The following is a 4,700-nucleotide window of genomic DNA, read 5'->3' as shown; positions in this document are numbered from 1 at the left end:
GCTCCATGCAGGCGGCCGTTGCATTTGGCCGGTCTTTGCATTGAAAGCCGAGGCCCCGCGATCCCAGACTGCTGCGGAAGATTACTCCCGTGATCCGGAAGGTAAATGCCGCCAATTGGCGTATGCGAAACTTAGGACCCGTGGGGCGGTAGAACGCGCGGCAGCGCTGCTCTCGCGGCGTCGACAAATGACGTCTGCTGTTCCAGCAAGGCCTGCCGTCCGCGGATGATCGCCAGGTTCTGCTCGAGAGTACCGATCTGCGCGGACATGCGTTCGGGACTCTCTCCATTTTCCATCGCTTCCAGGGCGAACGCAGCACAGTCCGTGAACCTTTCCACGCAAGGGCGCAGTGCCGCGATTTCCTTCTCGATGTCCATCTGAATGACCTCCAGAAGACTGGTCAGGCGACCGAACCGCCGTTGGTCGACATTCTGGCCGAATGGGAACCTGAATGCGGTCAGCGGCATGTTGCAGCCATCTTTCTCGTTGCACGCGAGAGGGGACGCACCTTGCAGAATACAAGACTCTCATGCTTGCACGAGACATCCTTTCGGTCATCGGCGGGCATGCTCATATTGGATGAGGGGTGGCAGCTAGGGCGATAGGGCTACTCGAATTCATGAAGGCGGCCACGTGCGGCGCGTGTTACGACTGTTGGCGCTAAACTGCGGAGCGGAAATCGTGACCGTGAACATAGTCGGACACGCGAGTCCAAACACATTCGCCTTCAAAACCAGTGCTCCGATCAAAGCCACGGGCTTTCAGGACGGCACCTGGGGCCTGGGCGTCGTCGAACAAAGCGGAGATCGTCCTGGTTGTGGAAAGCCTGTGTCGCCAGAGCGGCGCCGAGAGATACTCGAGGCTCTCGATGGCGTGCTGGGCGGCAATCCAGAGGTCGGAGCCTACAACCAGACATTCTGAGAGGAATTGGACCATGTCTGACCGGATCGTAAGTTTTGTCATGAGCGGGGGGGTCGGCTCACGGCTGTGGCCGCTCTCGCGCGAAGACAACCCCAAGCAATTCCACGATCTTTCGGGGGATGGCTCTATGCTTGCCAAGACTGTTCGTCGCCTTAAGGCGCGGCCGGACGGAGAGACGCCGATCTACCTGATAGCCTCCGAACGGCATGCCGAGCGCGTTATCTCGGACCTAGTACCGCTCGGCCTGAACGGCGGCAGACCGATCTTCGAGCCGGTCGGCCGCAATACCGCGGCCGCCGTCGCCATAGCCACCCTGCAAACGATCTCCGAATATGGAGCCGACGCCCTTGTGCTCGTGGTCCCCTCCGACCATCAGATATCGACGACAACGCAATTCTGGGAAACCGTCAAGGCCGGCGTGCCTGCCGCCGATTCAGGAAAGATCATCGTGTTCGGGATCAAGCCGACGCATCCCGAAACCGGATATGGTTACATCGAGACCACGGCAGATGCTGACGCAGTAGCCTCGGTTTCGCGCTTTGTCGAAAAGCCGAACGCCAAGTCGGCTCGCAAATACATGTCTTCGGGACAATTCTACTGGAACGCCGGCATTTTCCTCTTTCGAGCCGACACCATGCGGGAGGCTTTTCTCGAGTTCCAGCCCGACATCTGGGACGCCGCGGAACGGGCTTACAAGGGAGCGCGGACCGACGTCTCGGGCCTTTATTTGACACAAGGCTTCTACTTGGCCGTCCCCTCGACCTCGATCGACTACGCAATCATGGAGCATGCGCGCGACATCGCAATGGTTAGGGCCTCGTTCCACTGGACCGACCTTGGCTCATGGCAATCCCTAATGGAGGCCAGCCCCACGGACAGCAACGGCAATGTCACAATGGGCGATATCGTCGCCATCGATTGCCAGGACTCTTACTTCAGAAGCCAGGGCAGACTGCTGACCGTGGTCGGGATGAAGGATGTTGCGATCGTGGCGACGCCAGATGCGGTATTCGTCGCACCCGTCAGCCACAGCCAGAACGTGAAAAAAATCGTCGAACAGCTGGAGAAGAGCGGGCGCCTCGAAACGAAATTTACTGCCTCCGAAGACCGGATCATCATCAGTGGCTCATGGCGCAAGCGCGTGGAGCACTGGCTCTTCGAAGAAACCCTGCCGCTGTGGTCCACCGCTGGCGTCGACGATGTTTACGGCGGCTTCCATGAGGCCCTGGGCTTCGATGCGAGGCCATTGGGCAAACCCAAGCGCATGCGCACTGCGGCTCGCCAGATTTACGCTTTCGCAGTCGCCAAGGAACGTGGCTGGACTGGTCCGGCGGACAAACTCATCGAACACGGTATCGACTTCATCGCAAGATTCGGCCGCACGAACCGCGGCGGGTGGGTGCGAACTCTCAATGCCAACGGCAGCGTGGCCGACCCGACCGAGGACGCCTACGACCATGCCTGCGTGCTCCTGGCGCTGGCTCAAGCTCACCGATGCGGACACCACGATGCCCTGGAACTGGCACAACAGACGTTTCGTTTCATCGACGCCCACCTCGAGCACGACAGTCTGACCGGGTTCCTCGAGAGCCCCGGCTGGAACGGTGCGCGGTCTTCGAACCCACACATGCACATGCTGGAATCATTTCTTGCCTGGTATGGCGCCACGGGCGACCGTGAATATCTGCGTCGGGCAGCACGCATCATCGATCTCTTCCGGAGCCATTTCTTCGACCAGGAAAGCTGGACGGTTGGGGAACGTTTCGACGCCGATTGGTTGCCGTTGCAGGGAGATGAAGGACAGTGGACCGAACCGGGGCATCACTTCGAATGGGCTTCGCTCCTTGTCGATTTCGCACGAGCGAGCGGCCAGAAAGACTTGGTCGCCTACGCAAGGAAGCTCTATTCATCGGCGGTCGCCAGTGGATTGAACCGGACAACAGGTCTGGCTTTTGCTGCCGTATCGCGGCAGGGAATCCCTCTCGACCGGCTCTCCCGCAGCTGGCCGCAATGCGAAGCCGTCAAGGCAGCCGTAGCCTTGGATGGCATTGGCGGGCCTGACCTGAAAGCTGAGATCGAAGCCCGTGTCGCGCGCCTGTTCAGATGGCACATCGATCCCGCGCCGCTTGGCTTGTGGATCGACAGGATTGACGAGCGCGGAAGGTCACTGGCAACGGAGGTGCCGGCGAGCATCTTCTACCATCTGGTGACGGCATTGATGCAGTATCTGGACAAGACCGCGGGCCAAGTCGAACCTTTCCCGCTTCCTGCTTCGGACGTGAGCAAGACGGGTTTGAGGCAGGTACTGGGTCGCTCCTGATGCGACGATCCTGAGATACGGTGTTCGTGCCGAACCGTAGTTGGCGAAGGTCGTCTACACCGAACCTTGACGACCGCAGATATCGGCTCCTGGCGCGGCCGCTAAGGCACAGCCTTGGCCGCGCGCACCGGCAACGCTCGCTTTCCCCCGGTCGTCGGCCGCCGTGAGGCTGCCGGTGCTGCCAGGAGTTCCGAGGCAATGAATATGAGGTTCTCGCCGTTGACGAGGCTGTCGATCTTCCTTCCGCTCAAAAGCGAGTAGACGAAAGTGAGGCAGCCTCGGCCGGGAAACATAAAGTCGTGTGGTTCCACGATGATGCACGGCACATGCTTGAGGACCTTGCCGCAGTCTCGCGTTGCCTCCAGCTCCGCGCCTTCAATGTCCATCTTAAGCATCAGCAATTTCGCCTTGGGCAGTCTGGCAAGAAGGCCCCGTAAGGTGACCGACGGCACGCCTTCTCCGTCTGCCACGCCCCGTGCCCACGATGGGCGCTCGCTGTTGACAAGTGCAACTTCGCCCTCGTGGCACCAGAGTGCGCCGTAAACAGACATGATCCGCTCTAGACCGGCGCAGTTCGAGAGTAAGACTTCATGCGTTTGGCGATCCGGTTCGATGGCCATCACCACAGCATCAGGATACTGGTCTCTGAGGAAAATCGACGAGTAGCCAACGTTAGCGCCGGCATCCACGATAACGGGTATGATCCCCCTCCGTCTCCATCCTGCCGCGAGCCGGTTGAGCGCGCTCTGTCCACCCTTTCCAATTTCATATTCGCCGTGCCCAAAAATTTGTGACATGACAAACAAGTCGCTGTCGGTAGGCCTGATCAGCAATTCATGATCGCCACAGCGAACTTTCATCGCCGAGCCGATCCCGAGTGCGCGGCGAAGGAGTACTGAGACCAGTTTCCTCCAGCCGATGGCGCGCGCGAGCCCGTCAATGTGATAGAGCTTGGCGTAGAACGTCCGGTTCATCGTCGCAGTATCACCTGAGGATGTGCCAATCTCCATACACCCTTAGGGAGTAGCCAGGCCGGCTCGCCACCGAAGCAAATTGCCCGCACACACCCCCCGCATGCATATTCCTGCCATCATGCCCTCCCCGGTTCGGTCGTAGGCATGCTTCCTGCGCCGCTTATCAGCAAGGTACCACAAGGTGATAGGGACGTCGTAGCTACGGCAAATTCGGTAGCACTTGCCTCTGTGTCGCTGCCTCAAAGCGGGATAGTATGCTTTGGGAAGATGCCTGACGCCACATTGAACGACCTCTCCCGATCATGGAAATGCGGTTAATTCGTCAAGGCGTTGTAACTTTGAGACGTGAACCATCTTGTCCGAACGGTTGAGACGCAACGATGGCCAAAAAAAAAGTCCGTGCGAGACCCAGCAGTGACCTTCTGAAACTGCTTGCCACAAGGCCTAGAGCGGTGGCGCTTGCTGCGCTGCACGTGAGTGAATCC

General features: G+C 59.4%; 3 protein-coding genes. 1 reads left to right on the top strand and 2 read right to left on the bottom strand.

Annotated elements, in window-relative coordinates:
- Positions 1-131: 131 nt before the first annotated feature.
- A complete protein-coding gene (locus tag EN949_RS33150) occupies positions 132-467 on the bottom strand; it encodes a hypothetical protein (RefSeq protein ID WP_127366462.1) in 336 nt (111 codons plus the stop codon).
- 467 nt (positions 468-934) lie between these two features.
- Here EN949_RS33150 and EN949_RS33145 point away from each other — a divergent pair, with 467 nt between their 5' ends.
- Entirely contained in the window at positions 935-3,241 is a 2,307-nt protein-coding gene (locus EN949_RS33145) for a mannose-1-phosphate guanylyltransferase/mannose-6-phosphate isomerase (protein WP_127366461.1), read from the top strand.
- A gap of 101 nt (positions 3,242-3,342) precedes the next feature.
- Here the strand turns inward: EN949_RS33145 and EN949_RS33140 are convergent, their stop codons facing one another.
- Positions 3,343-4,215, bottom strand: coding sequence for an FkbM family methyltransferase (locus EN949_RS33140; protein ID WP_024505424.1), 873 nt, complete (start codon positions 4,213-4,215; stop codon positions 3,343-3,345).
- Between the last annotated feature and the right edge of the window lie 485 nt (positions 4,216-4,700).

Origin of the sequence: Mesorhizobium sp. M7A.F.Ca.US.007.01.2.1 (genome assembly GCF_003998165.1) — a bacterium.
GTDB lineage: Bacteria > Pseudomonadota > Alphaproteobacteria > Rhizobiales > Rhizobiaceae > Mesorhizobium > Mesorhizobium ciceri.
Note: the sequence above shows the minus strand (reverse complement) of the source record. Positions and strands in the feature narration are given on the sequence as shown.